Raw genomic sequence first — 2,457 nt, forward strand, 5'->3', positions numbered from 1 at the left:
TATGTTGTTTATTCGCTACGATATCAACCTGTCTAACAACCTGCGCGCACGAAAAATACGTACGCAGCTCATTTACGTCAAAAAGGTAGCGATTGTCATTCTGGTGCTGTTTTGCCTGAGTCTGATTCTGCTTAATTTCCCTGGCGTGCGTAAGTTCGGTACTACCATTCTTGCGGGTGCCGGGGTAGCCGGTATCATTATTGGTTTCGCTTTGCAAAAGTCGCTGGTGAATCTGTTTGCCGGTATTCAGATTGCGTTTACTCAGCCGATTAAAATTGACGATGCGGTGGTGGTCGAAAAGGAGTGGGGCTGGATTGAGGAAATCAATCTGACCTATGTCGTGGTGCGCATCTGGGATTTACGCCGTCTGGTGCTGCCCATAACCTATTTTACCGAGAATGCATTTCAGAACTGGACGCGAAATAATGCGCAAATATTGGGGTCTGTGTTTCTCTATGTTGATTACTCGATGCCGCTGGCGCCGCTGCGCGAGCATTTTGAAAAAATCCTCAATGAGACCCGACTCTGGGATCGTGAAACTCAGGTACTGCAGGTGACCGATACCACGGAAAAAACCATGACCATCCGTTTACTGATGACCGCGCAGAACTCACCGACGGCATGGGACCTGCGCTGCTATGTACGCGAGAAAATGATTGAATTCATTCAGCAGAATTACCCGCAGAGTCTGCCGCAGGTAAGAGCCACCCTGACCGAAGCCGACAAAACATAGTTAAGGCTGGCGATGGGGCATAGCGCGGTAACTGCTCAGGTTGCCATTGCTATCCGGCGTCATTATCAGGGCCCTTGTCGGGGCCCTGAACAGGACATTTTCTCCGTCCGTTTTTACTGACTCTTTTCCTTATCCGCCTCCGCTGCCTTTGGCAGATCTTTACGCAGTTTTGCCACCTGATCCGCGCTTACCGCAGGTGCCTGATTGCCCCAGCCGTTACGAATGAATGTCACCAGATCCGCCACCTGCTGATCGTTGAGCCGCCAGGCAAAATCAGGCATAGCCAGCCCGGTGACCGCCTCCTTCGTGACAGCCATTTTGCCACCGCGCAGTACAATGCTAATCACCGATGAAGGATCATCACTCAGGATCGCTGAGTTACCGGCAAGAGAAGGGAAGGTTTTGGCATAGCCTTTGCCATCCAGGCGGTGGCAACCTGAGCAGTTATCCATATACAGCCGTGAACCAGGTACACTGATGTCTCCCCGAATAAGCGCGGCAGTGGTGGTATCGGCGGGTGGCGCAGACGGCGCATCAGGGGCAGAAGCCGGCAGTGACTTTAAATAGCTCGCCACCGCAGCAAGATCGGCCTGGCTGAGATATTGCGTGCTGTGCTCTACCACATCCGTCATAGAGCCGAACGCGGCTGAGGTGTTGGTGCGACCGGTTTTCAGGAATAACGCAATATCTTCATTTGACCAACTGCCGAGTCCCGACTTCGCGTTGCCGGTCAGATCCGGGGCATGCCAGCCCTCCAGTGTTCCGCCGGTCAGGTACGTTTTACCCTGCTGATCTAAAGATTTTTCCTGATAAGCAATGCCACGCGGGGTATGACAGGTGCCGCAGTGACCCAACCCCTGCACCAGATAAGCGCCACGATTCCACTCCGCACTTTTGGTGGTATCCGCTGCGTAAGCGTTATCGTCGTGGAAAGCCAGATTCCACAGGGCCAGTGGCCAGCGCATATTCAGTGGCCATGGAATATCGCTTTTTCTGTTTTCCGCGTAAACCGCCGTTACGCCATGCATCATGTAAGCATACAAAGCATGCATATCTTCATCGTTAACTTTGGCATAAGCCGTATAAGGCATCGCTGGATACAAATGGCGCCCGTCTTTCGCTATTCCCTGACGTAATGCTTTAGCAAAGTCGTCATAGGTGTATTCGCCAATACCGGTGGCTTTATCCGGGGTGATATTGGTCGAATAAATTGCGCCAACCGGCGTCATCATTTTTAATCCGCCGGTAAAGCTCTCTTTCCCGGCAATCGAGTGACAGGCAACGCAATCTCCGGCAGTGGCAATATATTTACCCTTGCTGATGAGTTCCGGAGAGATATCTTCCGCTGCAGAGGATAAAGCACAGAATAGTGTTAATAAGGACAGCCATTTCATACAGGTCATTTTCATCTTCTTATCCTTATCCCCTTAAGCCGGAACCATTGGGCCTGGATTTTTCAGGTAAATCGTTTTGATTGCGTTAGCTGAAAATAGCGTGGTTGCGCCGACGATTCCCGTGGGGTTGTATGCATGGTTTTGTGGGAAGCAACTGGCACCGGCCACGAAAACGTTGGACACGTCCCAACACTGCAGATATTTATTCACCACGCTGGTCGCCGGGCTGTCACCCATTATGGCGCCACCGGTGGTATGGGTAGATTGATAAGGACGAACATCGTAATGCGTAGATAAGTTTTTGAAGCACATATCGTAAGAATCTGGCCC

The 2,457-nt window shown here is 51.4% G+C and carries 3 protein-coding genes; 1 reads left to right on the forward strand and 2 read right to left on the reverse strand.

The genetic code is table 11. From position 1 onward, the window contains the following. A partial coding sequence (locus QMM04_RS22120) for a mechanosensitive ion channel domain-containing protein (protein WP_282997055.1) occupies positions 1-733 on the forward strand: 733 nt, incomplete at its 5' end. A gap of 113 nt (positions 734-846) precedes the next feature. On the opposite strand, the gene QMM04_RS22125 is transcribed toward QMM04_RS22120, so the two are convergent. Next, positions 847-2,142, reverse strand: a complete 1,296-nt coding sequence (locus QMM04_RS22125; RefSeq protein ID WP_264444042.1) for a cytochrome c — start codon at positions 2,140-2,142, stop codon at positions 847-849. 18 nt (positions 2,143-2,160) lie between these two features. Then, positions 2,161-2,457, reverse strand: a 297-nt coding sequence (locus QMM04_RS22130) for a GMC oxidoreductase (RefSeq protein WP_282997056.1), incomplete at its 5' end; no start/stop codon positions are given.

The sequence above is a fragment of the Pantoea sp. Pa-EAmG genome (genome assembly GCF_030024295.1).
Lineage (GTDB): Bacteria > Pseudomonadota > Gammaproteobacteria > Enterobacterales > Enterobacteriaceae > Pantoea > Pantoea dispersa.

Coding starts and splice junctions, on each gene's coding strand:
- QMM04_RS22125 (WP_264444042.1), bottom strand. CDS start 2,142: ATGAAAATGACCTGTATGAAATGGCTGTCCTTATTAACACTATTCTGT.